The following is a 2,633-nucleotide window of genomic DNA, read 5'->3' as shown; positions in this document are numbered from 1 at the left end:
GAGTTCGGCAGGGCGATCTGATTAGCATGGCGGGATGGATGCTCCTCCCGGGCTGCCCGTCCGCCTGCGTCGCCTGGTGCGCGAGGCGGGCCGTTTCGGCACCGTGGGGGCGGTCGGGCTGGTGGTGAACGTCCTGGTCTTCAACCTCTGCCGTCAGGGGGTGGGGCTGGGCGCCGTGCGGTCCGGGGTGCTCGCCACCGCCTGCGCCATCTGCGCCACCTACCTGGGCAACCGGTACTGGACCTACGCCCACGCCGACAAGACCCGACGGCGCCGCGAGGCCGGCCTCTTCCTGATGTTCTCGGGAGCGGGGATGGTGCTGGAGAACGGGGTGCTCGCCATCTCGCACCACGGCCTGGGCCTGACCTCGGCGACCGCCGACAACATCGCGAAGAACGTGATCGGGCTCGGCCTGGCCTCGCTCTTCCGCTTCTGGGCCTACCGCACCTGGGTCTTCCGGGGTGCCCGCACCCGCTCCCTGACGGGTGCGCGGACCGGAGCCGTGGCGACGGGCGGACCGGTGGGACCCGTCCGCCCGGAGCCGGAGGGAAGGGGTCCGGGGCGGTCCGGCGCGGTCGCGGGCCCACCCTCGATCAGTGCGTCCGGGACCCCCGGGCCTCCGGGGGACAGCCTCCGTCCGGGTCCGCCTCCCGGCTGAGGAAGAGCGCGAAGATCGGCGGTCGGAGTTGGAGCAGTTCCAGCCGTCCCCCGTCGGCCTCGGCCAGGTCGCGGGCGACCGCCAGCCCCAGGCCGGTGGAGTTCCGCCCGCTCACCGACCGCTCGAAGACCCGCGAGCCGAGCGTCGGGGGCACCCCCGGGCCGGCGTCGGTGACCTCGACCACCACCTGGTTGCCCGCGGTGCGGGTGCGCAGCGCCACCGTGCCGGCGCCGTGCATCAGGGAGTTCTCCACCAGGGTGGCGAGCACCTGCGAGACCGCGCCGGGGGTGCCGACCGCCCGCAGGTGGGGCTTGCCCGAGTGGACCACGGCCCGGCCGGCCGCCCGGTAGGCGGGGCGCCACTCCTCCACCTGTTGGAGCACGACCTCGTCGAGGTCGAAGCCCACCGCCGAGCCCAGCCTCGGGTCACGGGAGTTGGTGAGCAGTCGTTGCACGACGTCGGTGAGGCGCTCCACCTGGGCGAGCGCGATCGTCGCCTCCTCCTTGACGGTCTCCGGGTCCTCGGTGGCGATGATCTCCTCCAACCTCATGGACAGGGCGGTCAGCGGGGTGCGCAGCTGGTGGGAGGCGTCGGTCGCCAGTCGGCGCTCGGCGGTGATCATGCGCGCGATGCGTTCGGCGCTGGCGTCCAGGACATCGGCGACCCGGTCCAGTTCCGGCACGCCGTAGCGGCGGTGGCGGGGACGCGGATCGCCCGATCCCAGGCGTTCGGCGGTCTCCGCGAGGTCGGTGAGCGGCGCGGAGACCCGGCGGGCCTGCCGAACCGCCAGCAGGATCGCCGATATCACGGCCAGTCCGGCGACGGCGAGGATGATGAGCAGGGTGCGGCCGACCTCGTCCCCGATGACGTCCCGGGACTGCTGCACGGTGACGATCTCGCCCCGGGCCCCGACCTCCGAGCTCTGGATGACGCCGCCCTCGGGCTCCTCCCCCAGGGTGATCGGCTCCTCCCCGACCAGGTCGATGATCACGTACCGATCACCGGGTACCGAGGTGCGCATGCTCTCGGCGGTGACCCGTTCCCCGGCCACCAGGCGGCTCTCCACCACCGCCACCAGGCGGGCGGCCTCCGACTGGAGGCGTTCGCGGGCCCCGCTCTCGATCGCCCGGGTCTCGACGATCACCAGGGAGACCCCGAAGACGGTGATCACGACGAGCACCACCGCGAGGATGGAGTTGATCAGACGACGGCGCACGGTGCCCGGGTCAGCTCTTCTCGAAGCGGAAGCCGACCCCGCGCACGGTGGCGATGTAGCGGGGGTTGGCGGCGTCGTCGCCGAGTTTCTTGCGCAGCCAGGAGATGTGCATGTCGAGGGTCTTGGTGGAGGACCACCAGGTGGTGTCCCAGACCTCGCGCATCAGCTGCTCGCGCGTCACCACCCGACCGGCGTCCCGCACCAGGACCCGCAGCAGATCGAACTCCTTGGCGGTCAGGTGCAGTTCCTCTTCCCCCAGCCAGGCCCGGTGGGACTCCACGTCGATCCGGATGCCGTGCACGACGGGGGCGGGCACGGGTTCGGTGCTGCCGCGTCGCAGCAACGCCCGCACCCGGGCGAGGAGTTCGGCGAGCCGGAAGGGCTTGGTGACGTAGTCGTCGGCACCGGCGTCCAGGCCGACGACGGTGTCCACCTCGTCGGCCCGGGCGGTGAGCACGAGCACCGGGAGGGTCAGGCCCTCGGTGCGCAGGCGGCGGCAGACCTCGAGCCCGTCCATGCCCGGCAGTCCCAGGTCCAGGACCACCAGGTCCACGTCCCCGCGCAGGCCCGCGTCCAGGGCGGCCGGCCCGTCCTCGCGCACCTCCACCTCGTAGCCCTCACGGCGCAGGGCTCGGGCCAGGGGTTCCGAGATGGAGGCATCGTCCTCGGCGAGCAGTACTCGGGTCATGGGCCGATGGTAGACGCCGGGGGCCGGGGCGTCGGTGAACACCGGTCGGGATGGAGGAGTCCCGGGAGGGG

3 protein-coding genes are annotated in these 2,633 nt (G+C 72.8%); 1 reads left to right on the top strand and 2 read right to left on the bottom strand.

Annotation, left to right across the window (positions count from 1 at the left end):
- Nucleotides 1–34: 34 nt before the first annotated feature.
- A complete protein-coding gene (locus FNQ90_RS19140; protein ID WP_182607498.1) occupies nt 35–658 on the top strand; it encodes a GtrA family protein in 624 nt (207 codons plus the stop codon).
- Here FNQ90_RS19140 and FNQ90_RS19135 read toward each other — a convergent pair.
- Both FNQ90_RS19135 and FNQ90_RS19130 read right to left on the bottom strand, forming a co-directional pair.
- Nucleotides 594–1,874, bottom strand: coding sequence for a HAMP domain-containing histidine kinase (locus FNQ90_RS19135; protein ID WP_182607497.1), 1,281 nt, complete (start codon nt 1,872–1,874; stop codon nt 594–596). The two genes, FNQ90_RS19140 and FNQ90_RS19135, sit on opposite strands and share 65 nt — an antisense overlap.
- A 10-nt stretch (nt 1,875–1,884) precedes the next feature.
- The gene (locus tag FNQ90_RS19130) at nt 1,885–2,562 is read right to left on the bottom strand and encodes a response regulator transcription factor (RefSeq protein WP_143623439.1); all 678 of its coding nucleotides are present in this window, start codon (nt 2,560–2,562) and stop codon (nt 1,885–1,887) included.
- Nucleotides 2,563–2,633: the final 71 nt, after the last annotated feature.

Source organism: Streptomyces alkaliphilus (assembly GCF_014141535.1).
Lineage (GTDB): Bacteria > Actinomycetota > Actinomycetes > Streptomycetales > Streptomycetaceae > Streptomyces > Streptomyces alkaliphilus.
Note: the sequence above shows the minus strand (reverse complement) of the source record. Positions and strands in the feature narration are given on the sequence as shown.